We start from the raw sequence: 24887 nt of genomic DNA on the forward strand, positions 1-24887 counted from the left end.
CATAAATACTCTCTAAGAGTTTATAGCTAGATTGAAGCGATGTGGCATACGGTGAATATCGGCATAACCGTCTTCTTCGCGCTCATCAGTGAGCGCTTCGGTCGGACAAGCCTGTACACATTTAAGGCAACCTTTACAGTATTGATAATCAATGCCCTGCAAAAACATCTGCGGACGCCCTTTTTTATCAGGGAGCTCATCCCATACAAAACAGAAATCCGGACATGCATTATCGCAAGAAGCACAGTGAATACATTTATCTTCATGGAAATGCGGCATCATGCCCGCGCGTGAGATGCTTAAATCCTTTAGAATACTGTTTCCAGGATTTGATATTACTCCGCCGATCGTCTGCGTTTCGTATCCGAGTACAGGGGTATCGAAGCGCACGAAATCAGGCATTGTCTCTCCTTCTGGAAGCGCATACGTTTGGAACTTAACTTCGTTGTATCCGCGGTCAAACGTGCGTAAGGCTGGTGCAACAGCCTGCGGATACTTCTTCTCCAATGATTTCCGGATAACACCTCTCATTACATCCGGATCAAGGAAATCACATAACCGGAACAAGGCGCCAAGCATTGCCATGTTTACACGATTTTTCTCCTCCAGCGAAATTCCGATGGCATCAATAACCGCAATCGTGCCGCCTCTTAGCTTCATCTTTTCCTTGAGTTCATCAGGCGTTTTCGTTGAGTTTACTAATACTGTACTGTCTTCATAAATGCCACTGATAACGTTTACAGTTTTGGAAAGCGATTCGTGAAAAACACCTACAACATGCGGTCGTTCTACAGGTGAAGTATCCCGTATTTTCGTATCCATGTCACAAAACCTGATGTGCGCTTTCACTGCTGATCCTTTCTTCTCAGAACCATAAGAAGAAAAACTAACCCCGTTCAATCCCACCCCGACTACGCCTGCTTCCGCCAGCATTTTGCCAGCCAGATTAGCGCCGAGACCGCCGATGGATTCCAGTCTTATCTCGAAAAATCCGAGATCGTTCAATTTAGGTAAAGTTACCATGCAAGGTCTCCTTTCAAAAATGAACAGCATAAAGAATAAATAGTATGAATAGTAAATCTACTTACATTGTAACAAGAAATTGCTGGTAATCAACCTTTTTTTAGACAACGCCTTTTTAGAGCAAATAATCGATAATAAGGCCGCATTTTCCCAAATAGTAACTTGTTTCTTCTAGCCTCTCACTCTCTGTTTCAGATTCAAGCTTCCCGACATGCTCACACTCGTCACAAACGTTCAAATAATCTTCGTCAATCGGATTAAAGACAACACCGCAAACCTGTGAGCACGCCCGCATCCTCATCTCTCCTCGTTTTCAAATCCCATGAATTTGTAAACGCTTGCATTGATGTTAACTCCTATTATACAGCGGCTAATAGCGTAAACACCATAAGTCTTTATTAAATCTTTAGCAAATCTTTAGCATCCAAAATAGACCCTTTCTCTTGATAAGGTCTAATTCTGTGAGATAATGTAGAAATAGCTAAGATAATGTCGTACACATGGAAAGGATGGCAATCGTTTGCTCCATTCAATCATTTCCCATGAACTGCATGGTCTCTTCTACCTCATGAGCGCTACATTAATCCATCAGGTTCTCACACCTTTATTCATCTACAAAGAGCAGCACCGCAATCTGTTATTTGGTATCCTGCTCATCATTCTACTTATCTTTTATTGGAATTATGAAGATATTGATCCCTTCATCTATTCGCTTCACTTTCTCCCTTTAAGTCTAACAACGGTCATTCTATTTGCTGGATTTATTCCTGCTGCAATGACTTGGATCAGTTTTAATATAGGCTGTATCTTCGTGCTTCATTACTATTGGCAGCCGGCATTGCTAAGCAGTGCTTTTATCTTGCTTGGCAGTTATTATATTAGAAAAAAAGTTAATCAGCTTAATCTTAAGTACAAATTAACATACGCATTGGCCTTACTGGTTGTGTACGAAGTATTGTATGCACTGCTTGCGTCTTACATACAATCTTACTTTTCTATGTATGTTCTATACACCATATTGTTTACTTTTATTTCACTACTGCTCATTACTTTTTTAATTTTCCATATGAAGAAACATGAATTACATAGACAACGCATTATCGCTATTGAAAAAGACCGTATGATTGGACAATTGGCTGCTACGATCTCTCATGAAATTCGCAATCCATTAACCTCCATTCGGGGGTTCCTGCAGTTGTTAGATCAGAAGGAGCTGCCGCTCCATGATCAGAAGAGATATATTGAGCTAGCGCTATCCGGTGTAGACCAGGCGAATACCATCATCAATGACTATTTGAACTATGCCAAGCCTTCCAACGGGTTGCAGGAACAATTGGATATTAAGGAGGAATTGGAAGCCACACTTCGATTCATTACTCCACTTGCTACCGATCATCAGGTTAACATCGAAATTATTCATGAAACCGATGATCCCCTGTTCATCCTGGGTGAGTCCAAGAAGCTTCGGCAGTGCTTAATGAATTTGGTCAAAAATGCCATTGAGTCCATGCCTGACGGCGGTCACATTGTACTGCGCACCTGCAAGCTGCCGGACGGTGTTCAAATTTCCATTACCGATACAGGGGTTGGGATGAGCCAATCACAATTAGATTCACTGGGGATGCCGTTTTATACAACCAAAGAACAAGGAACCGGACTTGGGCTAGTCGTCGTTATGAGCATCATCAAAATGATGAACGGGAAAATTTCCTTCAGCAGCGTTTTAAACCAGGGGACACAATGCTCGATCCTTTTCCAGCAAAAATAGAAACCAAGTCCCTCCATTTAACAAGGATGATGATCTGTGTTATTCTGTTAAGACAAGCGATCATCATGACTCGTGAAGGAGGGCTTTGCCATGAGTTCAGATTTCATTCAGATAAAATCGCTGGAAGGCGACTTGAAGATGTCTCATAAGAAGAAGGATTATGGTTTAACCATCACGACCAAAGAACTGATTCTTCACAAGCCACATATGAATTATTATTTTAAATTGGAGAACATCATCAGCATTGTTCCCTATGAGATTTCTTCACTGAAAACCATGTCTTTCGTCAATGCTCGATCGGGTAATCAGGAAACCACACATTTATCTTCGGGCTCCGATCACTTCCGCATTTATGTGCAAGGAGCAACGGTCCATAACAGAAGCGGATTGTTTGAACTTGGCCCTACTAACATCGTTATTCCTATTTATCCAGTCATGCTCGGCGCTATCTCCGAATGCCTTACGCGTACAGGGTTGACCTCTTTATAAAATTGTAAAAAGGCGTGCAATTGGGTTATCCAATTGCACGCTTTTTTATTTTAATTCAAGATCATCCGAGCTACCGCTGCCAAGTCTTTAATATCAACTGTCCCGTCACCATTCATATCTGCCTTTTTGTACTCGCTCCAATTTGGATCATTGAAGGTTTTTCCATAAGCAGCAGCTACAATAGCTAGATCACCGATTGTAACGTGTCCATCGCTGTTGACATCCGTGGAATGCGCTGTGTTGACCGAATCGATGAACGCTTGAAGCGCCAGGTTAAGCTCTATTGCTGATTGGTCGATCTGTTGTTGGGAAGCATTCAAATTGTTCAGCACCGATTTTGCTTTCTCGATCGCTGACAGCAATACGGCCTTGGATCCCAACGGATATTGATTCACTTCCGTTCCTTCCACTGCGCTATCATACTTCGCTTGGGCTGATGCTATAGCGGCGCTAAGATTAGCTCGATCACCTGTTTGGATTTCTACGCTCTTGGACACATTGCCAAGTGCGGTTTCTTCTCCTAGCCCATTGGAAATCACCACATTAGCTAGCCCGACTACGGCCGGTTGAGAGGAAGATTTCGCTTTAAAATGAAGCGTCAGCTGATCGCCGTTCGTATGAACGGCATTGTCTGCTCCTATACTTGCCAGCAGGATGCGCACGCGCCCGGCCATTACGTTTTTACCAGCGATGGTTAGTCCCTTCTGAACAGGCTCTACATCAACAAACTCTATTTGTGCTGGATCGAACGTGACCGTAATGTCTTGTGCATAAATACTTTGTGTAACACTAAGATGGTTGAGGCCGTACAAAAGCTCGAAGGACTGTCCGGCTTGCACCCTGCTCGCTCCATTTAATGTAGCCGTCGGTTCTGTCGACTGCTCAGCCGAAGGCTTAGGTTGAGGAGTAATCGTCGGGCCCCACACTTCCATCGCATCGATACCGCTGGCTTGCGGCACAAAATGAACACGATCAATCGCAAGCTTGCGCGGTTCAGTTGTACCTGCTTTGTAATGAGTATGGTACACCATGAACAATTCTGTACCATCCGGTGAGTAAATTAAGGAATGATGTCCCGCTCCGGGCACAATCGTGTTGGATTTCATAATCGGATTATACGTGTATTTCGTCCAAGGCCCCATTGGCGTCGGAGCCGTGGCATAGCCCACGCCATAATCCGGGCTTTCGAAGTGGTTGCCAGAATAGGTCAAGTAGTAAGTACCCTTATGCTTGATCATAAACGGCCCCTCGTTAATACTTGCAACCGGCTGCTTTTGACTGCGTTCCCATTCTTGGGTGGCCCGGAACACGAATTGCACCGTATCTTCCTTCATGGTCTTCATGTCGTCATTCAACTCGGCCATCCAAAGTTCATTGCCTTGATTGAATCTGACGAAGTAAATGTACCTTTTGCCGTTATCGTCTTTAAAAATATGCGCATCGATTTCCGGCGTATTCAGATGCATCGGCTGCATGACGTCTTGAACGAACGGCCCTAATGGAGAACTGCTTGTTGCAACCGCAAGCCGCTCGTTGACGACATAGTACATGTAGAAGGTTCCGTCCTTTTCCACAACCTCCGGTGCCCAGAAACCGCTAGTCCCCCAAGAGTCGGACTGCTTTAACGCTAGTTCATTTTGTTCCGACCAAGTCACCAAATCCGTTGAAGTGTATACCTTGAATCCCAATGACGTTTTATTGGGATCCGTATTCGTCCCGTACAGATAATATGTGCCGTCATGCTGCAGTACGAATGGATCCGCAATGTTTGGCAGCACCGAGTTGGTATAAGTTGGCCCCGTTATCGGATCACGGTACGAAGATACTTTGATGTTGTCGAATTTGGCATCAGCATTCCATGTGCGCAATCCGATTGCTCCGGTCGCCATATGCGATGCATCCAACAAATCGAATTTTGGATATCCATTGACATTAAGCGGATTATCGTTCACGTAAACCTGAATGTGATCTTCATTCGCAACGACCTTAATATGGTATCGCTCATTTACCAGAATCGGCAATTTTTTGGAAGCAAGCTCTTGCCACTGGCCTTTCGACATATGGCCGAGAACGGCCGATTGTGCCGAAGCGTTAATGCCTACGTAATATCCGTCTAAATTATCGGCGCCACTCGCAACATTCGATGCCCTGAAAATAAACCCAGCTTCGTTCCCGCTCGTTATTTGCACATCGCCCTCAAGCACGAAGTCTGTGAAGCTTGTGCTGTTAAGCACCGCTTTATAGCCGGGACCGCTGTTAACCGCATATTGCCCGTTCGACACGGTCCAATTTCCTTCGTACGTAGACCATCCTTCCGCAGATGTGCCGCTAAAGTCGTTCGTGTACAAGATCTCCGGCACAGGGGCGGAATTCGGAACGGTGATTGTTGCTTGCGAACGGAAATCACCGCTCGTAGATACCGCTTCAATGACAGCTCTGCCTGGCGCTAATGCCGTGACTAATCCGCTGCTGTTGACCGTAGCGATCTCCGGATTGCTGGAAACCCAAGTCACTTCATCTCCGCTTGCTCCCACGTTGTGAAGCTGAGCTGTCTTCTCTGCTTCAAGTGTCAGCTTCTTCTGATCAAGCTCAACCCCGCCTTGAATGGATCTGACAGCGAAATAATCGAATCGGGCATCAATCCGATTGTTTGTAGCAACGATATTGTTAGCGTAGAAACCGACTTTGATATTTTTCAAATTCGCAGTGACGGGGTTCGACGCTTGTATCCACGCATATCCATCCCAATAATAGGTTGTATATACATTCCCCATCTTCTTGATTTTGAGTGTCAGTGTATCGCCGCCAGGATGAGCCACCTCATTGCCTGGTTTCTTATAACTGCCGCCAAGTTCATAAGCGGTTTCGATAATTTTTCCGTTCGCATATACATGCCCGAGCTTTACGAAATTATCCGCATCCTGCCAGACGAACAGACCGCCTTGCTGGTGATTTAACGTCACAGGTGCCGTAACTTTCGTGACAATTTCAAAATCACCGTTGGCAGGCACATTTCTCAAAAACACATTGTTTTGGCTATTGTTATCCTGATAAACATCCGTGGGCGTCGTGTGAATGGTCATTGAACCCGGCGTTTGAGTCAAGCTCCAATTGCCTTTGCTTTCCTGGAAAATGGACCATGCCGGGTCGAGCACCTCGCTATCAAAGGAATCAACGGTGAACTTCGATAAGTCCGGCTCTCCAGGCGTTTGACGGACGGTGACGATGCATTCACTAATGACTGCGCCATTATCGGCACTTGCAACTCGAATTGTTGCGCTGCCCGCTTTCAGTCCCTTAACCGTCAACATCGTGCTTCCTGTAGCTGTATCCTTGCTGTCTTGGGTCACCGTCGCCACTTCAGGCGCCGATGAAGTTACGACGACGTTCTTGTTTGTTCCGACCAGCGGTTTCACAGAGGCAATTAAGGATGCAGATTCTCCAGCCGCCAATGACATAGTTTGATTATCCAATGCAATACTATCAACCGGCGTTGAAACGTTACTCTTCTCTAGTGGCTCAAGAACAATGTAATCTAGTTGAGCGAAATTCAGTTTGCTGGTAAAACGAATCTTGTTGATCCCGGCATTCAGGCTAACATCCATCGATACGGGGTTAAATCCTTTCCAGCCAAAGTTTTTATAAGTGATCGACTGGCCTGCACCGCCATTTACGGAAACTTCTTGCTGCGCAGAAGCACCACCGGCAGTTCCGTTGTCAGCCATGGCAAGGAGTGAGTACTCGCCCGCTTCCTTAACGTCAACTGTGAACTCTACATAATCTTTTCCTGGCTGATCCAAATGACCGACTACTTTATCTCCCGATGCATTATCAGATGAAGTGATGGCCGCTGTGCCGCTGATAAAAGCGCTTTCAGCTTCATATTTGTATCTTATTACATTCGGAGTGCCTGAGGGCTCCTCCAAAGAAGCGCCGTAAGCGGCAGGTGTTCCGAAATTCGGGGTACCATCCTCATTCCACGTGAATTTTTGCGCCCGGATACTGCGATTTCCCCAGCTTCCGCCTGAGAATTGATCGGCGTGATACACGATCCAGTCCTCTTTTCCGTCTGGAGAAGTGGTAAACGTATTATGGCCTGGACCGTAAGCGGTAGGTACTTTGCTGAAAACAGGACCGGATTTGCTCCAGGAAGCAGGATTCAATACATTGCCATCCGTATTGCTTAACATCCCAAGCGTATAATCGTCCGTCCAACTTCCGCTTGCCGAATAAACCACAAATATTTTACCGTTTTTCTTCAAAATCTCCGGTCCTTCGTTGATATAAGGCGTACCTTTACGCTCCCAGTCTTGGTCCGGCGTAGAGATTTGAACTCTCGGTCCGCTGATCGTCCAAGGATTGCTCATTGGAGCGATATAAATGCTTTGCTTCACATTGACATCGCCCTCCCAACCCGACCATACGAAATATTTGGAGTTGTCATCTTTAACCAGAACGGTTCCGTCAATTGCCCATTTGTTAGTGCTGTCCGAAATTTTTCCTTTCAACGTATATGATCCTTGTGGATCCTGCGAGTCCCCTTCCAGTACATACATCCTGTGATTTTCATTCGCCCCGTCATCAGCAGCAAAATAGATGTACCACTTGCCATCCAGGTACTGTAGCTCAGGCGCCCATAGTTCCTTGGAATAGGCTTGGCCGCTTGGCGGCGAATAAACAGTCACTCTGGGGACTGAGCCGATATCCTGCAATCTTTTAGCCTTCGAAATCGAGATAGATGCATCTCTGTTGGATTTTACATAGTAGTAATAGCCATCTCTAAATACAATGCTCGGATCCGCTGAACCCCCGCTGCTGTTGGAAACAGGAACGATCGGGTTTTTAAAAGAAGTGGTTTCTTGAACCGTCACATCCTCAGATGCCGTAGCTCCGCCATCCTGCGCGGTTGCTGTGAATGTTAAAACCATGCTGGCAATCAAGGCAGAAGATACGATCGTTTGAATCTTGTGGGATATGCAATTTAACCTTTTCTTCAAGTTTCTTCCTCCAGTCACTACATATATTTCTTCAAGCACAAGATACATTATGTAGCAAAAAAGCGGAATTGTATTTGCGTTTTCCCGTCTTTTTGTTTGTTTTTACAATTTATTCGTGCAATTGCGTACACAATTAGGCATTTCAACGTCAAAAACGGAGCCTCGCGGGTTTGCGAGCTCCGTTTTCTAATAACGTTTTATGTAAGTTGTTCCTTATCCCTGATATACGTCAATAATCTTGCGCAGCTCTCTTCAACCATCTCGTAAACTTCTTGGAAATTCCCCGTATAATACGGATCCGGCACATTTTTATCCTTGCGCCCAGGGGCAAAATCCAATAATTTATGAATAGATGCGCGCTTCTCACCATCTGCCGGTTCAGGAGCGAACCCAGCTAGATTCTGTACATTACTCTCATCCATCGCGATGATGTAAGTAAATTGCACGAAATCATTGGAGGTTACCTGTCTAGCTAGCATGCCTTTGTAATCAATCTGATTTTTATCTAAAATGTCCCGTGTTCCTTGGTGCGGCGGATGACCGATATGCCAATCACCTGTGCCTGCGGAATCAATGGCAATGACAGGATCAAGACCGGCTTGTTTGACCTGATGACGGAAAACTGCCTCTGCCATGGGAGAGCGACAAATATTACCTAAACAAACGAATAAGACCTGGATCATACTTCACCAAATACAAGCTTTTTCTCACGCATCGTTAACTGTCTAGCGGGGATGTCGAGCACAATTCTGCCCTCTGAAAGACCCCAAATACGTGTTGCGAATCGCTCTGCTAATTCCACCTTATGCAAGGTAGCGATTACACTCATATTCCTATCTTTGCATAATGACTTCAAATCCTGAAGAATATACTCCGTGGATTTCGGATCAAGACCAGACACAGGCTCATCGGCCACAAGCACTTTAGGTCCAAGGATTAAAGCTTTCGCGATGGCTACACGCTGCTGCTCACCGCCACTAAGCTGGCCAACTTTCTTGTCCCCTTTATCCAGCAGGCCTACCTTTTCCAAATAATCCATGCTATCTACATGCTCATCCCTGGACGTCATGCCTGTAAGAACTCGTAGTGGCGCTTGAAATACTCTGCCCATCATGACATTCTTGACAGCGCTTTTATTTCGATTCAGCGCAGGTTTCTCTTCTAAGTAAGCGAAATCCTTGCCTAATTTAAAGCGCTCCCAAGGTCCCGGCTGAGAAATATCATTGGAGTTATAAATTAGCTGGCCGCTTGTCCACTTTTCTTGATGGCTTATGCAGCGCAGTAATGTTGTTTTCCCACTCCCGCTACTCCCTATTACGGCGATAAATTCGCCTTGATCCACTTGAAAGCTAACTTGAGAAAGTACTTGATTGTCTGGCGGATATACTTTACTTAGATTACGTACGGTAAGCATGACAATCTCTCCTTCATGTTTCCTATTGGTCCCTTTGGAAAAAATCGCCACTCACATCAAGCTATGGCCTGAATAGAGGGCGATTCTCGCTAACCCACGGGAAGTCATCTTTCATCTTAGTCACAAGATGTCGGTGCTTCTGAAGTTCCTGCTTCTACATTGATTTTATCGGAAATCGTATCACGAATGACCGACATCACCAGTTGTAGCAAATAGTTGATATCGTCTTGTGTTTGTTTAAACTCACTTACAATGGGAATTCCGTCTAATTCATCTTGCAGAACTTCGATTTCATTCTCAATCTTCTGAACCATTTTCTCGTTCTTAAATGTCTGGAACGCAACAATTTCTTTTTGCTTCTTTTTAATGGAGTTAATTAATACTTGAATATCCGGGTTTGTAGCAATTTGCTTCTCTGCTTTTTGGTAAAATTGCACTTCATTCGAAGTCGTCAGCAAATTCGCCAGTTCTTTGGCTTTGTCTAAAATATCTTCGCGAACGATCATTTCCGTATTCGTAAATTCCTCCACTTTAAAAGCGTGAGGCTGGTTATCATGTTGGTGATCACATTGGGACACTTTCATTCACACTCCTATCTATAATAACAAGCGGATTAAATGGATACTTTCAAGGGTTCCTGAACAATTTCGCCCTTCAAAATCCATGTTTGCGCATGCGTCACTTTGACGTCGATCATTTGACCGATTAGCTCTTTAGAGCCGGTAAAATGGATCAGCTTATTCGTTCGTGTGCGCCCGGCAAGTACATCGGCGTTATTTTTACTTTCGCCTTCAACGAGTACTTCGACCGTTTGACCCAGCAATTTCTCGTTACTCGCTTTACTGTGAGCATTCACAAGCTCATTCAAACGATATAAGCGCTGTTTCTTCACTTCCATCGGAACATTGTCTTCCATTCCAGCAGCAGGTGTACCTTCGCGCGGCGAATAAATGAATGTAAACGCGAAATCGAATCCTACTTCCTCGTATAAAGACATCGTTTCATCGAATTGCTCGTCTGTCTCACCTGGGAAACCAACGATAATATCCGTCGTTAGCACAACATCCGGCATGGTAGCTTTAATTTTGCGGGCAAGTTCCAAATAATGTTCTCTGGAATATTTCCTGCTCATCCGTTTCAGCACTTCGGTATTCCCCGCTTGTACGGGCAGATGAATATGCTCAACCAAATTACCGCGTTTGCCTAAAACTTCAATCAAGTCGTCATCAAAATCCCGTGGATGCGAGGTTGTGAAACGAATCCTCGGAACGTCAATTTTACGGATATCATCCATCAAATTAGCGAAAGAATAAGTAATATCTTCAAAGTCTTTGCCATAAGCATTGACGTTTTGTCCAAGCAGCGTAATTTCTTGAAACCCTTGCCGTGCCAGGTCTCTTACTTCAGCAAGCACATCCTGCGGTCTACGGCTTCTCTCTTTGCCGCGCGTATACGGAACGATGCAGTATGTACAGAATTTATCGCATCCGAACATGATGTTCACCCAAGCGCGGATACCTTCCCGCTTCTTCGGTAAATTCTCAACAATGTCGCCTTCTTTGGACCATACTTCAACAACCATTTCTTTGTTATAAAAAGCATCCTTCAACAAACCAGGCAAACGATGAATGTTGTGTGTTCCAAAAATCAAATCAACAAAAGCATGCTTTTGCATAATCCGATTGACGACGGCTTCTTCCTGTGACATGCAGCCACAAACCCCAAGAACAAGTCCTGGCTTCTGTGCTTTAAGCGCCTTCAGGTGTCCAAGCTCACCGAACACTTTATCCTCCGCATTTTCACGGATTGCACAAGTATTCAACAGAATGACATCTGCTTGGTACTTGTCTTCCGTCGACTGATAACCCATTTGTTCAAGCAAGCCCCTCATTACTTCTGTATCATGCTCATTCATCTGACATCCGTAAGTGCGAATCAAATAATATTTATCTTTGCCGAACCCCTGCATGTCTTCAGGGATATGGAAATCATAGTGAACGGCGATTTCTTCTTTTCCGCGCTTCTTAGCATCTGACAGTGAAGGAGGCTGAAAATATTGAGAATAATCCTTATCGGATTTCACTTGGTTAGCCACTTTCGTTCCTCCTACGTGTTTACGTTGGTAAAACTTACGTAATTCACAAATAATTACGCAACTTTTATTATAACATCACATGCCTATTTAGTACAAAAAGAAATTGGTATAACGGTGAAAATTACTCTTTTTAAGCTAGTCAAGAATCTCGGCCATATCCCCTGTTTTAACTCCAGCCGCGTTCCCCTCATCGGTGTCAATATGCATGTCCAAAGCAAATTGTTCGGATACTCGTGCAATCACATTTTCAAAAATCAACGGTCTTTCGCCATTTACTTTGACACGGAGCAATTGTTTATCCTGAATGCCCCATTGATCTGCATCTGACGTGTGAAAATGAATATGTCTGGCTGCTACAATCACACCTTGATCAAGCTCTACTTCGCCTACCGGACCTATCACCTTCAAACCTGGTGTTTGATCGATATGGCCTGACTCGCGTACTGGCGGATTAACTCCCAAAGAAAATGCATCCGTGCGTGAAATTTCGATTTGCGTAAATGGGCGTGCTGGGCCCAGAATTCTCACTTTATCCATCCTGGATTTCGGTCCGACGATGGACACTGTTTCTTGAGCTGCAAATTGTCCTGGCTGTGAAAGATCTTTAAATACTTTGAGCTCATACCCTTCTCCAAATAAAATGGCAATATGCGCCTCTGATAAGTGAATATGTCTAGCCGAAACGCCAACGGGAACTGTTTTCATTAGGGTATCATCCTTTAATTTAGTATAGTTGTCAGTATTGCCGCTCAGCAAAAAGGGCATACGGATTATCTCCATATGCCCTCAAGGTCAAGCCATTATTTGAATTCAGTGAGCATTTTGTTGAAATCTGCTTCTGAAATTTGAAGATCTTGTTTCGAAAGTCCTTCTTTTGCGAAGCTAGGGATGGAATCTTCATAGCTCTTTTTGTCTTTGTTTTGGTAAATGATACCCGTCAACATGGAGTTAGTTTCCATGATTTTGGTCATTGCCATTACGCGGTTGGTGTAATCGTAATCCGGAATTTCATCCAGATCAACAATGTTTTCTTTGAACCAATCATACGTGTTTACTTTGTTGAAAGTTACGCATGGGCTGAATACGTTGATCAAGGAGAACCCTTTGTGATTCAAACCAGCTTCGATAACAGCAGTTAACTGTTTCAAGTTGCTGGAGAAAGATTGTGCTACGAATGTTGCACCAGCAGCCATCGCTACTTCTAACGGAGAAATAGCTGACTCGATTGTACCTAGTGGTGTACTTTTCGTTTTGAAGCCTTCCGCACTACGTGGAGATGCTTGACCTTTTGTCAAACCGTAGATTTGGTTATCCATAACGATATAAGTAACATCGATGTTACGACGAATCGCGTGAACCGTGTGACCCATACCGATTGCGAAGCCGTCTCCGTCACCGCCGGAAGCGATAACTGTGAGGTCGCGGTTAGCCATTTTCACACCTTGTGCGATTGGCAAAGATCTACCATGAATACCGTGGAAACCATAGGCATTGATGTAACCGGAGATACGTCCGGAACAACCGATACCGGATACGATTGCTAAACCTTCAGGCTCCAAACCAACATTAGCCGCTGCACGTTGAATGGCTGCTTGTACGGAGAAGTCTCCGCATCCTGGACACCAGTTTGGCTTTACATTGTTACGAAAGTCTTTTAATGTTGCCATGCTAAAGTCAACTCCTTACATTTTTGTTCGATTTCTGCTGGAAGGAACGGGTTACCGTTGTACTTCAGAACGTTTTTAATTTTATCTGCATGACCAACATGCAGTTTAATTTGATCAGCCAATTGACCAGTCGCGTTGTTCTCAACAACGATAACTGTTTTTGCTTTCTCAACAAGCGGTCTCAGCTGTTCAGCTGGGAACGGATGAATCAAGCGTACAGTCGCGTGGTTCGTTTTGATGCCTTCTTGTTCAACGCGGCGTCTTGCTTCATCAATTGTTCCACCAGTGGAGCCCATACCGATGATCAATAGATCCGGGTTCTCATGAGGAGCATCTGCTTTGATCGCATCTGTTACTTGAATGTGTTTCAACTTCTCAAGACGTTTATCCATCATTCTTTGACGGTTCTCTGTGCTCTCAGAAGGACGACCTGTTTGGTCATGCTCTACCCCAGTTACATGGTGAAGACCATGTTTAACGCCTGGAATTACACGAGGGGAAACGCCATTTTCAGTGAACTCATAACGTTTGAACAATTGATTTGCTTCCAGCTCAGGAGCTTCTGTTACCAGAGCACCGCGATCGATGACGATACGGTTGTAGTCCAGCATTTCAGCGGATTGTTTACCCAAGGAAAGCTGAAGATCCGTCATCAGAATAACTGGGCATTGGTACTTCTCAGCCAAGTTGAAAGCTTCGATTGTATCATAGAAGCACTCTTCAATTGTGCTTGGGGACAGAACGATTTTCGGGATTTCACCGTGTGTTCCGTAGACCATTGCGTTCAAGTCAGATTGCTCTTGTTTCGTTGGAAGACCTGTACTTGGACCGCCGCGTTGTGTATCAACGATAACAACTGGTGTTTCCGTCATACCAGCGAGGCCAATAGCTTCCATCATCAGGGAAAGACCAGGACCAGCGGAAGCTGTCAGTGCACGTGCACCCGCGTAGTTAGCGCCGATTGCCATTGTGCAAGCTGCGATCTCATCTTCTGTTTGGATAACTGTACCGCCGAATTTAGGAAGAGCTTTAATCAAGTATTCCATAACCTCGGAAGCAGGTGTAATCGGGTATGCAGGCATGAAACGGCAGCCAGCAGCTACAGCTCCCAGAGCGATTGCATCGTTACCGATCATGAACAATTTTTGCTTGCCGTCAGCCGGCTCTAATTGGAAGTCAGCGATTGGGCCGCCAGCCAATTCAAGTACGGATTCAGCACCTTTGCGAACAGCTTCGATGTTTTTCTCAACGACAGCTGCGCCTTTACGACCGAACTCTTCTTCAACAGCTTTATTAAACACATCAAGCGGCAAACCGAGCAATGCCCAAGAAGCTCCCGATGCGGCCATGTTCTTAAATAGGGATGTTCCTAGTTCTTCTGCAATTGCAGTAATTGGAACTGGAAACAAACGTGCTTTAATTCCTTCAGGTAAAACAGGGTTAAATTTGGCATCTGCAACGATGACTCCATTGTCACGAAGCTCGTGAGCGTTGAAATCGATACTTTCTTGGTCAAATGCAACCAGAATGTCCAAATCATCTGAAATTGCGCGAATCGGCTTGGTGCTGATGCGAATCTTGTTATTTGTATGTCCCCCCTTAATCCGTGAAGAGAAATGACGGTACCCATACAAATAGTAACCGAGACGGTTCAATGCAGTAGAGAAGATACGGTCTGTACTTTCGACCCCTTCACCCTGTTGACCTCCGATTTTCCAAGATAACTGACTAATCACCGTACGTCCACTCCTTTTGATTGTAGCTGCTCGAAGACATTAAAAGCTCAATTGTTTAGTAAGATAAGATAATGCAATAAAAAAAACCTTTCACTGTCAACCAAATTCTATGCCTTTATGAAGCAAAATGCAAGGGGTACCAACGATTCTAAAAGATAGAGTTTTTAGATCGAATCCATATCAATTTTAGATCGATTTTTAATTTTCATTTCGGAAGATTCGTCAACATGAAATTGCGCCAATTTCCAAACAAAAATGCCTCTACTTGTGTTTCCTGATAGTTTTTACAAAGAGCCTCTATTAAATTTTCGTATTGGCCTGCATGCCTTAATCCTTTGATCCATTGTTCAATGCCGTCAAAATCCGATCCAAAGCCAATCTGCTTCTCTCCCCCCAACGAGCAAACGTGATCAATGTGTTTAAGTAAACCTGCAATAGGAACAGCCAGATTCACGCTATCAACGAAATAAGGAACAAATGTAAGGCCGATTTGTCCCTGACATTGAATGATAGCTTTGATTTGATCGTCTGATAAATTTCTTGGATGGGGACATATTTTCTGAGCATTGGAGTGGGAAGCAATAAAAGGTTTGTTATACCCTTCGACCATTTCCCAAAATGCCGCAGTCGATAAGTGTGACACATCTGCTATTATACCCATAGTTTCTAATTCTCTTAACATGAGTTTGCCTTTTCTTGTGAAACCGCCTTTTCTAGGCTCCATTACACCGTCTGCGGCCCAATTCGCGTAGTTCCAAGTTAGCCCTATGCTTCGTACACCGAGGTGGTACAGGATCCTTAGGTGGGTCAAATTGCCTGCTAAAGCATCCACACCTTCAAGTGTCAGAATTGCGCCAATTTGATCTCCTGCTTCTACTTCGTGCCAGTCCTGCACAGTATGAATGAATTTCATACCCGAATGACTCACAATTTTCCGATGAAAAATATCAACCATCTGCAAAATATGCTCAAATGTCGGCTGTTGGATAGAGTCGGATAAATAAATGGCAAAACACTGCACCTTAACGCCCGCATGCTTTAGTCTCGGATAATTGACATCCAGTTCCTGATCTTCCATCCCAAAATCGAGCTTTGGGTTCACATACAACTTCGTTAACGCGTCGCAATGGCCATCCATGATCTTCATCCAGCCAGCCTCCTTATTTATCGCTAAACAAGACAAAAACCCCTTAACAGAGGTTTTGGCGTAGAATAAAAAACCTGTCTACATGGTAAACAGGCTGCAAGTATTCCTATGTATGGTGACGTTCATTACCTCGGCTCAACAATTAATTTAATGGCCGTCCGATCTTCCCCGTCAATCACGATATCTGTGAAGGCTGGTACACAAATTAAGTCAACTCCGCTGGGCGCCACAAATCCTCTTGCGATCGCTACTGCTTTGATGGCTTGGTTCAAGGCGCCTGCACCGATTGCTTGGAGCTCAGCTGCCCCGCGCTCACGCAACACACCTGCCAAAGCACCTGCAACGGAGTTTGGATTGGATTTTGCTGAAACTTTTAATACATCCATGAATAGTACCTCCTCGGGAATGATGGATAGTTCCATTAATCATCATATTCCCAAGGCAGCACAAACATGACTTTCTGTTTCATTCTAATTCTCTAAATTTTCTGAAATAACGATTAATCCATGAAAACTTGGTCTTCATCGTACCGAATAAGCTGTATGGCTTTCGCTTGACCTGTTTGATCATTCAACTCGATTACGACAGCGTGGAAGTGCCATTTCCCTTCATCTGTTACGAATCTCACAGGCAATTGTGTTTTGAATTTCTGAAGCACAGCATTTCGCTCCACACCAAGAATGCCATCACGCGGACCAACCATTCCCACATCTGTCACATAAGCTGTGCCCTGCGGCAATACGCGGTTATCATTTGTTTGCACATGAGTATGCGTGCCGACAACTGCCGATACTCTCCCGTCCAAATGCCAACCCATTGCAATTTTCTCGGATGTCGCTTCGGCATGGAAGTCAACAAATATAAATTTGTGCTTTTTCTTATCTGCTTCAAGGATCTCATCCACTTTCCGGAATGGACAATCAATTGGCGGCAAGAATGTGCGCCCTTGTAAATTGATAATCAGCAGCTCCTGATCTTTCACTTTAATGACAGTATGTCCCCTACCCGGCGTACCCGGCGGAAAGTTGGCTGGACGAACCATTTTCTCATCCCGATCGATAAAATCGAAAATTTCTTTTTGATCCCATGTATGATTGCCCATTGTAAGCGCCTGAATGCCCATCTCATAGATTTCTTTCGCGATGGCTGAAGTAATCCCTTTCCCCGCAGCAGCGTTCTCTCCGTTAGCGATGAACACGGCGTGAGGGTGCGCTTGTTTTAAACGAGGCATAATATTTTTTAGTGCTTTGCGTCCAACGGATCCAACAATATCTCCAATAAATACAATTTTCATAACAATTTTGTAGCTCCTTTATTAACATAGATGCATGGAGGGTAGTCATACAATGAAGCGTCCCCCTATAAAATAAGGAAAAGTGGCTGTATCAGCCACTTTTCGCATTGGTTACTCTTATTTAGCGTATTCAACAGCTCGTGTTTCACGAATGACGGTAACCTTAATATGTCCTGGATAATCGAGTTCACCCTCGATTTTTTTGGTAATATCGCGGGCCAGACGGAACGCTTCGGTGTCATCCACTTTCTCAGGTTGAACCATAACACGTACTTCACGGCCTGCTTGAATGGCATATGATTTCTCAACACCTTCAAAAGATTCCGAAATTTCTTCGAGCTTCTCTAGACGCTTAATATATGTTTCGAGCGTTTCTCTGCGTGCTCCAGGTCTCGCCGCGGATAAGGCATCTGCTGCTCCGACTAACATCGCAATAACGGAAGTTGCCTCTACATCACCGTGATGTGATGCAATACTGTTAATGACGACTGGATGCTCTTTGTACTTCTTACCAATCTCAACACCAATCTCGACATGAGATCCTTCAACCTCGTGGTCAAGCGCCTTACCGATGTCATGAAGCAGCCCGGCACGTTTCGCCAAAGTTACGTCTACCCCGAGCTCCCCGGCCATCAGACCAGCCAGATAAGCTACCTCCATGGAATGCTTCAATACGTTCTGACCATAACTTGTTCTAAATTTCAGTCGACCCAAAATCTTGATCAAGTCAGGATGCAATCCGTGAACTCCAACTTCAAACGTGGCTTGCTCCCCATATTCGCGGATGCGTTCATCCACTTCTTTACGGGATTTCTCAACCATCTCTTCAATACGTGCTGGATGAATACGTCCATCGGCAACAAGCTTCTCTAGGGATGTACGAGCAATTTCGCGACGAATTGGATCAAATCCAGATAAAATAACTGCTTCTGGCGTGTCATCAATAATAAGGTCAATACCCGTTAATGTTTCCAGTGCACGGATATTACGTCCCTCACGACCGATAATCCGGCCTTTCATTTCTTCATTTGGCAATGAAACAACTGAAACGGTCGTTTCAGCAACATGATCTGCGGCACAACGTTGAATGGCGAGCGTGATGATCTCACGGGCTTTCTTATCGCCGTCTTCTTTGGCCTGTTGTTCGATTTCTTTAATAAGCTGTGCGGTCTCGTGTCGTACTTCCTGCTCTACATTGGTAAGAATGATGCTTTTCGCTTCTTCCATTGTAAGTCCTGAGATACGCTCTAACTCCGAAACCTGGCTTTTATAAAGCTGATCAATTTGATTTTGGGTATCCTCGATCCGCTTCTCTTTGTTGGCAACTTGCTCTTCTTTACGCTCGAGAGATTCTAATTTTTTATCCAGCGATTCCTCTTTTTGCAACAATCGTCTTTCTTGTCGTTGAATTTCATTCCGACGCTCACGAATGTCTTTTTCAGCTTCGGACCTAAGTTTATGCACTTCGTCCTTTGCTTCCAGAACCGTTTCTTTTTTCAGTGCTTCTGCTTCTTTCTTAGCAGCTTCTCTAATCTGCTCAGCGGCTGTTTCAGCACTGGAAATTTTCGCTTCTGCAAGAGATTTACGGATAAAATAACCAATCCCTAAGCATGCAGCTCCAACAATGAGAATGATTGCGATCCAGATGACAGTCATCTTGTTCACCTCCTCGTTGGTTTCTCCAAGGTGTTAGCCTGGGATTCCGTTCGGTTTTTTAATCCGATTTTTAATTGTTTAACTAGTCATACATACCCTAAATTAAAAAGAGTATGGCTTTTAAATGAATGCGCACTGTGCGTAAGAGGCACTATAGTGCTAATAATCCATAATCAACAGAGTAAAAATTGGCGGTTTTTACATCTGTCCCCTCAAAATCAATGAAATAAGTATGATTTTGAATACATTATGAAAATATACACTGTTATTTTATCTTTTGTCGAAGAAGCTTGTCAAGCGATTGTCCATGAGAAGATCATCATGCCCAACTGCATGCCCTTTTATTCATTCATATTGTTAAGTAATTTCAGTTATTATTTAACAACATTAATCATCGAAGGTATCATCATGGATTTCGAAATCATCTTCACTCGGCTCGCTGCTCAACTGACTAAGTACTTTCGTCACTACGGCGCCCGTGTACCCTCTGCGCATTAGAAAAGCTGCCGTCTTTCTCTTCTTATCAAAAGCCTCGCCAGAGGTTTGCTTCCATTTCGTTTGAGCAAGCTTCATGGCTCCAGCTATTTCATCTTCTTGATTGATGTTCTCCATTGCATGTTTAACCAACTCTTTATCGATGCCTTTTTGCTGCAGCTCTTGACGAACGAGGTTACGGCCTTTCTTTTGAGAAATAATCCGGCTGTCCGTCCACATTTTGGCAAATTCTTCATCATTCAGATAATTTTGCGAAGCTAACTTCTCAATCACCCATTCGATAATGGGTGGTTCATAACCTGATTCTTTGAGCTTGCGTTTCAACTCGCTCGATGAGTGCGGTCTCCGGCCAATCGCTCGCAAAGCTTTCATGTACGCATTATTCCGTTCTTCATCTTGAATGATTCTCTCAATATCTTGGAGATCTACGCTCTCTCCTTTGACTAGTCGATGCTTAATCAGAATGTCTTCGTGAACGGAAAACGCGTACTCCTCATTCAAAAATATGTTATAGCGGTGCTTCCCCCGCTTCTGTTTCTCCACTAATGTGATGATAGAAATCTGTTGTTCTTCCTGCTCCAAGCTTTCTAGCCCCTTTCATGCACGAAAGCACCCTAACCTAAGGTTTAAGGTGCTTCACGTTATGATATATAATCGAATCTTACTCGAAAGCCGCTTCTAACTCATCGTCTTCCTCGTCTACATTTGGTCCGACAGCAATAATTAAATTGCTGTTTTCACGGATTTTTTGTTCAATCGTTTCGGAGATTGCCTTGTTATCTTTCAAGAATTGTTTAGCATTTTCACGACCTTGGCCTAAACGTTCGCCCTCATAAGAATACCAGGCTCCGCTCTTATTCACGATATCCATCTCAGTTCCGATATCAATGATACTGCCTTCACGTGAAATGCCTTCACCGTACATAATATCTACTTCCGCTTGTTTGAACGGAGGAGCTACTTTATTCTTAACGACCTTAATTCTCGTCCGGTTACCGACCATGTCATTACCTTGCTTAATTGTTTCTATACGACGAACATCCAGTCGAACGGAGGAATAGAACTTCAGTGCACGGCCACCAGGAGTTGTCTCCGGGTTTCCGAACATAACGCCGACTTTCTCACGCAATTGGTTAATGAAAATCGCAATAACCTTCGATTTGTTGATCGCACCAGAAAGCTTACGAAGTGCTTGAGACATCAAACGTGCTTGCAGACCCACGTGAGAGTCTCCCATTTCGCCTTCGATCTCTGCTTTAGGTACTAGCGCCGCTACAGAGTCGATAACGATAATATCTACCGCGCCGCTTCTTACAAGCGCTTCTGCGATCTCTAGTGCTTGCTCACCCGTATCAGGTTGAGAGAGTAACAACTCATCTATGTTAATGCCGAGCTTACTTGCATAAGAAGGATCCAACGCGTGCTCTGCATCGATAAATGCAGCTTGTCCGCCAACCTTTTGAACTTCAGCGATCGCATGTAACGCTACTGTTGTTTTACCTGAAGATTCAGGTCCGTATACTTCAATAATTCTTCCGCGTGGGAATCCACCTATTCCTAGAGCAATATCAAGGGCTAACGCTCCACTTGAAATTGTTTCAACTTGCATATGCGTTGATTCTCCAAGCTTCATAATGGAGCCTTTACCGAACTGTTTCTCAATTTGTCGTAATGCATTATCAAGTGCTGCGCGACGGTCTGTCAAAACACTCACTTCCTTCTATCATTATAGGTATATGATAACTTGTTTCGGGGTGTTTGCCAAGTACTTTTTCGAACATACATTCGTTTTTTTTCGCGAACAAACAAAAAACCGTAACAAAGTTATCGCTTTGTTACGGTTCTTCCGTTAACACTTCTTTGATTATATGCGAACTCTAGCTTTCTTTCAACTGTTTCCAAAGGTGGTAGAGCGCGCTCTTCGCGGATCTATGTTTAATCGATTCCCGGTTGCCGGAAAGCTGCAGCGTAATGACTTGTGTCTCCGCGTTTTTTTGCGCAAATCCAATATATACAAGCCCGACAGGTTTGCCTTCAGACGAGCCAGGACCGGCTACACCGGTTACGGAAATGCCAAAGTCACTTCCCGTAGTCGTGAGCAAACTCTCTGCTAAGATAACCGCTGTTTCGCTGCTAACAGCACCTGGCGCACCCTCGCCTTCCAACACCTCCATTGGAACACCGAGAAGCTTATGTTTAAGCGCATTGGAATAACAGATAATGCCCCCTAGGAACGAGTTCGAACTCCCGGGTATTGAAGTTATTAAATCACTGAGCAAACCGCCTGTGCAGCTCTCAGCAACTGCAAGCGACAGCTTGCGTTCATCCAGCATTTTCAAAACCGTTGTTTCAATCGGTACGTCTTGATCCGCGTAAATATGCTGGCCTAAACGGCTTCTAATTTCTTGTTCCGTCGCAAACAGCTTGCGTTCGCCCTCTTCCGCCGTTTGTGCACGAGTCGTCAGACGAATCGTCACTTCGCCTTCTTTGGCATATGGAGCAATGGTTGGGTCCGATTGTGCTTGAATCAAATCAATTAATTGATGCTCTAAATTAGATTCTCCGATGCCGGCAAATTTGAGCATTTTGGAATAAAGCGGAACTTCATCATGCATAACCGCACGCAGCCAAGGAATCGCATAGTTGGTAAACATGGGCTTCATTTCTTTGGGCGGTCCAGGCAGAAGAATGAAATGAGTTCCTTCAAACGTGAAGGCAACACCTACGGCCAATCCTGTTTCGTTATGTAATGGATCACTGCCCTCAAGCATTAACGCTTGGCGCCTGTTGCTTTCTACCATATGTATCCCGCGTGATTGAAACATCTGGGTGATTGCGTTCATCGACGGCTCATGAATGATTAACTGACGGCCTACGTAAGCCGCTAGGACATCTTTTGTAAGGTCATCCTGTGTTGGACCCAAACCACCTGTGCAGATGACCACGTCGGCTCTGGAGGCGGCTAATGTGAGGCTTTCCAGCAATCTCTGCTCATTATCGCCCACTACGGTCTGGAAATAGATGTCCACACCAATTGCGGCGCACTCCCTGGAAAGAAATTGAGCGTTCGTATTAACAATTTGTCCAAGCAAGAGCTCTGTTCCAACAGCAACGATTTCTGCTTTCATCCCAGCATCCTCCTAGAATAGAAAAAAACCAATAGGAAGCCCTATTGTGTCTTTTCTGAAAAGTCTATGACATGTTTATTTTTCACAAAATACTCGATACCTGAGTAGACCGTAATGATGGCCGCTGCCCAACTTGCTATAACATCAAAAGGGAAATCCACAAACGTAAACGGAAAATTATTGATAAGTAGCGCTATGATGGCTGTAATCTGAGCTGCCGTCTTTGCTTTCCCCCACTTACTAGCCGCCATCACTGTGCCTTCCAGCAGAGCAATCTGGCGAAGACCAGTTACAGCCCATTCTCTACTGATAATAACAATGACGATCCAAGCATCTACTTTACCCATTTCCACTAGTGAAACGAGCACAGCCGTAACAAGCAGCTTATCCGCCAAGGGATCAAGCAGCTTGCCTAAATTGGTTACTAAATTGCGTTTTCTGGCAATATAACCATCTAAACTATCTGTGCTCGCTGCAATAATGAAAATAGTAGCAGCAATAATTTGGTTATACGTAATGCTAAATTCCTCAATCCGTATATGAGGGAATTTTACCTTAATCAACAGAAAAAACATGATGATCGGTACTAGTAAAATCCTCGCCACGGTGATGCGGTTGGCCAGGTTCATGCAATTACCTCCCCAGATAAGTCAAACTCATAAGAGTGGGTAATACGAACTTTGGCAAGTTCACCGATCGTCAGTTTACCATTCGAAACGAATACTTCCCCATCGATCTCGGGAGCATCAAATTGAGAACGTCCAATATACACATCACTTCTGCCATCGTACCGCTCAATCAATACATCAATTTCTTGACCGATACGGCGTCCGCCGCGGATATTCGAAATTTCTCTCTGAATTTCCATGATCGCATTCGCACGATACTCTTTCACATCATCAGGCACTTGATTCGGCAAACGCGCCGCCGGCGTATCATCTTCTTTGGAATAGGCAAAAACGCCAAGGCGATCGAACTGTACATCACGAACAAATTGTTTCAAGTTCTGGAAATCTTCTTCCGTTTCTCCTGGGAACCCTACAATAAGGGAAGTCCGAAGCGCAACATCCGGGATTGATTCACGAATTTTGCGAACCAGTTCACGGGTATCCTTTTGACGGCCAGGTCTACGCATACGTTTAAGAATGGAATCTTCGCTGTGTTGAAGCGGCATATCGATGTATTTACACACTTTCGGGTTTGTCGCCATCACTTCAATTAATTCATCGCTAAAGAAACCAGGATATGCATAGTGCAGACGTACCCACTCAATGCCTTCTACCTCACTCACTTTATTCAGAAGCGTAGGCAGCATGAAGCTATCATACAAATCTGTCCCGTAGTTCGTAGAATCCTGTGCAATTAAGCTAATTTCTTTCACGCCTTGGGAAGCCAAGTTAGCTACTTCTGCAACAATGGACTCCATGCTTCTGCTCTTGAAGCTGCCGCGCATGATCGGAATACTGCAGAATGTGCAGGCATTATCGCAGCCTTCGGCGATTTTTACATACGCTGTATATCTAGGCGTTGTAACAAGCCTCGGCAGGTCCGCATCATAGTTAAATACCGGATTCCCAACAAGAATCGGTCTTTTCCCGCGCAGAGCCTCATCAACGATATCATTGATTTTGTCAAAATCTCCCGTTCCCACGATTCCGTCAATCTCCGGCATTTCATCGAGGAGCTGCTTTTTGTAACGTTGGGTTAAGCAACCTGAAACGATAAGCGCCTTAAGATTCGCTGTTTCTTTGAGTTCTGCCATATCCAAAATTGTATTTACGGATTCTTCTTTCGCTGCATCAATGAACCCGCAAGTGTTCACGATAATGACAGTGGCATCTTCCTTGTTATCTACAAGCTGAAAACCACGCCCATGTATTAATCCAGCCATAATCTCGGAATCGACCATATTCTTCTCGCATCCGAGGGTTACTACTTTAACCTTTTCTGTCATGAAAGAAACAACCTCCAATAGTCC

At 44.4% G+C, this 24887-nt stretch carries 21 protein-coding genes; 2 read left to right on the plus strand and 19 right to left on the minus strand.

All coding sequences use genetic code 11. The annotated features are described in order from the left end of the window. Window positions 1–12: 12 nt before the first annotated feature. Window positions 13–1023 carry a 2-oxoacid:acceptor oxidoreductase family protein gene (locus GON05_RS19525; RefSeq protein WP_127450910.1) on the minus strand — a complete coding sequence of 337 codons (1011 nt, stop codon included), beginning with the start codon at window positions 1021–1023 and terminating at the stop codon, window positions 13–15. A 115-nt stretch (window positions 1024–1138) separates the two neighbouring features. Beyond that, window positions 1139–1318, minus strand: coding sequence for a hypothetical protein (locus GON05_RS19530; RefSeq protein ID WP_157321118.1), 180 nt, complete (start codon window positions 1316–1318; stop codon window positions 1139–1141). Window positions 1319–1591: 273 nt separating this feature from the next. Between GON05_RS19530 and GON05_RS19535 the strand changes: the two genes are divergently transcribed. Together GON05_RS19535 and GON05_RS19540 are read left to right on the plus strand one after the other, a co-directional pair. Further along, entirely contained in the window at window positions 1592–2791 is a 1200-nt protein-coding gene (locus GON05_RS19535; RefSeq protein ID WP_185157231.1) for a sensor histidine kinase, read from the plus strand. Between the two features lie 90 nt (window positions 2792–2881). Next, window positions 2882–3280, plus strand: coding sequence for a hypothetical protein (locus GON05_RS19540; RefSeq protein ID WP_157321123.1), 399 nt, complete (start codon window positions 2882–2884; stop codon window positions 3278–3280). 50 nt (window positions 3281–3330) lie between these two features. On the opposite strand, the gene GON05_RS19545 is transcribed toward GON05_RS19540, so the two are convergent. The 17 genes from GON05_RS19545 to rimO all read right to left on the minus strand — a co-directional run bounded on the left by GON05_RS19545 (window position 3331) and on the right by rimO (window position 24863). Further along, complete coding sequence (locus tag GON05_RS19545; protein ID WP_157321125.1) at window positions 3331–8277, minus strand: family 43 glycosylhydrolase; 4947 nt, start codon at window positions 8275–8277, stop codon at window positions 3331–3333. Between the two features lie 197 nt (window positions 8278–8474). Next, window positions 8475–8960 (minus strand): low molecular weight protein-tyrosine-phosphatase, encoded by a 486-nt coding sequence (locus tag GON05_RS19550; RefSeq protein WP_157321127.1) that lies wholly within the window; start codon window positions 8958–8960, stop codon window positions 8475–8477. Further along, entirely contained in the window at window positions 8957–9691 is a 735-nt protein-coding gene (locus tag GON05_RS19555) for a phosphonate ABC transporter ATP-binding protein (RefSeq protein WP_157321130.1), read from the minus strand. The genes GON05_RS19550 and GON05_RS19555 overlap by 4 nt, the downstream gene beginning before the upstream one ends. A gap of 116 nt (window positions 9692–9807) precedes the next feature. Continuing rightward, on the minus strand, window positions 9808–10275 hold the full coding sequence (locus tag GON05_RS19560; protein ID WP_127450930.1) for a YlbF/YmcA family competence regulator: 468 nt from the start codon (window positions 10273–10275) through the stop codon (window positions 9808–9810). 29 nt (window positions 10276–10304) lie between these two features. Continuing rightward, complete coding sequence (gene miaB, locus GON05_RS19565) at window positions 10305–11774, minus strand: tRNA (N6-isopentenyl adenosine(37)-C2)-methylthiotransferase MiaB (RefSeq protein WP_397369245.1); 1470 nt, start codon at window positions 11772–11774, stop codon at window positions 10305–10307. A 147-nt stretch (window positions 11775–11921) separates the two neighbouring features. Beyond that, window positions 11922–12491: a phosphate propanoyltransferase gene (pduL, locus tag GON05_RS19570; protein ID WP_157321132.1), complete on the minus strand. Its 570-nt coding sequence runs from the start codon at window positions 12489–12491 to the stop codon at window positions 11922–11924. A 95-nt stretch (window positions 12492–12586) separates the two neighbouring features. Then, the gene (locus tag GON05_RS19575) at window positions 12587–13453 is read right to left on the minus strand and encodes a 2-oxoacid:ferredoxin oxidoreductase subunit beta (protein ID WP_127450936.1); all 867 of its coding nucleotides are present in this window, start codon (window positions 13451–13453) and stop codon (window positions 12587–12589) included. After that, window positions 13441–15189 carry a 2-oxoacid:acceptor oxidoreductase subunit alpha gene (locus GON05_RS19580; protein ID WP_181646149.1) on the minus strand — a complete coding sequence of 583 codons (1749 nt, stop codon included), beginning with the start codon at window positions 15187–15189 and terminating at the stop codon, window positions 13441–13443. The genes GON05_RS19575 and GON05_RS19580 overlap by 13 nt, the downstream gene beginning before the upstream one ends. 205 nt (window positions 15190–15394) lie before the next feature. Continuing rightward, window positions 15395–16336: a dipeptidase gene (locus GON05_RS19585; RefSeq protein WP_157321135.1), complete on the minus strand. Its 942-nt coding sequence runs from the start codon at window positions 16334–16336 to the stop codon at window positions 15395–15397. 125 nt (window positions 16337–16461) lie between these two features. Next, complete coding sequence (locus tag GON05_RS19590; RefSeq protein ID WP_028558349.1) at window positions 16462–16722, minus strand: stage V sporulation protein S; 261 nt, start codon at window positions 16720–16722, stop codon at window positions 16462–16464. A gap of 113 nt (window positions 16723–16835) precedes the next feature. Next, entirely contained in the window at window positions 16836–17630 is a 795-nt protein-coding gene (locus GON05_RS19595; protein ID WP_127450942.1) for a TIGR00282 family metallophosphoesterase, read from the minus strand. Window positions 17631–17747: 117 nt separating this feature from the next. Beyond that, on the minus strand, window positions 17748–19286 hold the full coding sequence (rny, locus tag GON05_RS19600; RefSeq protein WP_145656332.1) for a ribonuclease Y: 1539 nt from the start codon (window positions 19284–19286) through the stop codon (window positions 17748–17750). Between the two features lie 387 nt (window positions 19287–19673). Continuing rightward, complete coding sequence (locus tag GON05_RS19605) at window positions 19674–20363, minus strand: regulatory protein RecX (RefSeq protein ID WP_157321137.1); 690 nt, start codon at window positions 20361–20363, stop codon at window positions 19674–19676. A 79-nt stretch (window positions 20364–20442) separates the two neighbouring features. Further along, window positions 20443–21486: a recombinase RecA gene (gene recA / locus GON05_RS19610; RefSeq protein ID WP_157321140.1), complete on the minus strand. Its 1044-nt coding sequence runs from the start codon at window positions 21484–21486 to the stop codon at window positions 20443–20445. 172 nt (window positions 21487–21658) lie between these two features. Then, the gene (locus tag GON05_RS19615; protein ID WP_157321142.1) at window positions 21659–22909 is read right to left on the minus strand and encodes a competence/damage-inducible protein A; all 1251 of its coding nucleotides are present in this window, start codon (window positions 22907–22909) and stop codon (window positions 21659–21661) included. 41 nt (window positions 22910–22950) lie between these two features. After that, window positions 22951–23538 carry a CDP-diacylglycerol--glycerol-3-phosphate 3-phosphatidyltransferase gene (gene pgsA, locus GON05_RS19620; protein WP_127450952.1) on the minus strand — a complete coding sequence of 196 codons (588 nt, stop codon included), beginning with the start codon at window positions 23536–23538 and terminating at the stop codon, window positions 22951–22953. Beyond that, window positions 23535–24863: a 30S ribosomal protein S12 methylthiotransferase RimO gene (rimO, locus tag GON05_RS19625; RefSeq protein ID WP_157321144.1), complete on the minus strand. Its 1329-nt coding sequence runs from the start codon at window positions 24861–24863 to the stop codon at window positions 23535–23537. The genes pgsA and rimO overlap by 4 nt, the downstream gene beginning before the upstream one ends. Between the last annotated feature and the right edge of the window lie 24 nt (window positions 24864–24887).

Source organism: Paenibacillus anseongensis (genome assembly GCF_009757995.1).
Lineage (GTDB): Bacteria > Bacillota > Bacilli > Paenibacillales > NBRC-103111 > Paenibacillus_E > Paenibacillus_E chondroitinus.

Excerpts from the sequence above, each read along its gene's own strand:
- GON05_RS19595 (WP_127450942.1), bottom strand. The coding sequence starts at position 17,630 with ATGAAAATTGTATTTATTGGAGATATTGTTGGATCCGTTGGACGCAAA.
- GON05_RS19560 (WP_127450930.1), bottom strand. The coding sequence starts at position 10,275 with ATGAAAGTGTCCCAATGTGATCACCAACATGATAACCAGCCTCACGCT.
- rny (WP_145656332.1), bottom strand. The coding sequence starts at position 19,286 with ATGACTGTCATCTGGATCGCAATCATTCTCATTGTTGGAGCTGCATGC.
- rimO (WP_157321144.1), bottom strand. The coding sequence starts at position 24,863 with ATGACAGAAAAGGTTAAAGTAGTAACCCTCGGATGCGAGAAGAATATG.
- GON05_RS19530 (WP_157321118.1), bottom strand. The coding sequence starts at position 1,318 with ATGCGGGCGTGCTCACAGGTTTGCGGTGTTGTCTTTAATCCGATTGAC.
- GON05_RS19585 (WP_157321135.1), bottom strand. The coding sequence starts at position 16,336 with ATGAAGATCATGGATGGCCATTGCGACGCGTTAACGAAGTTGTATGTG.
- GON05_RS19525 (WP_127450910.1), bottom strand. The coding sequence starts at position 1,023 with ATGGTAACTTTACCTAAATTGAACGATCTCGGATTTTTCGAGATAAGA.
- pduL (WP_157321132.1), bottom strand. The coding sequence starts at position 12,491 with ATGAAAACAGTTCCCGTTGGCGTTTCGGCTAGACATATTCACTTATCA.
- GON05_RS19575 (WP_127450936.1), bottom strand. The coding sequence starts at position 13,453 with ATGGCAACATTAAAAGACTTTCGTAACAATGTAAAGCCAAACTGGTGT.
- GON05_RS19540 (WP_157321123.1), top strand. The coding sequence starts at position 2,882 with ATGAGTTCAGATTTCATTCAGATAAAATCGCTGGAAGGCGACTTGAAG.
- GON05_RS19550 (WP_157321127.1), bottom strand. The coding sequence starts at position 8,960 with ATGATCCAGGTCTTATTCGTTTGTTTAGGTAATATTTGTCGCTCTCCC.
- GON05_RS19615 (WP_157321142.1), bottom strand. The coding sequence starts at position 22,909 with ATGAAAGCAGAAATCGTTGCTGTTGGAACAGAGCTCTTGCTTGGACAA.
- pgsA (WP_127450952.1), bottom strand. The coding sequence starts at position 23,538 with ATGAACCTGGCCAACCGCATCACCGTGGCGAGGATTTTACTAGTACCG.
- GON05_RS19590 (WP_028558349.1), bottom strand. The coding sequence starts at position 16,722 with ATGGATGTATTAAAAGTTTCAGCAAAATCCAATCCAAACTCCGTTGCA.
- GON05_RS19535 (WP_185157231.1), top strand. The coding sequence starts at position 1,592 with ATGAGCGCTACATTAATCCATCAGGTTCTCACACCTTTATTCATCTAC.
- GON05_RS19555 (WP_157321130.1), bottom strand. The coding sequence starts at position 9,691 with ATGCTTACCGTACGTAATCTAAGTAAAGTATATCCGCCAGACAATCAA.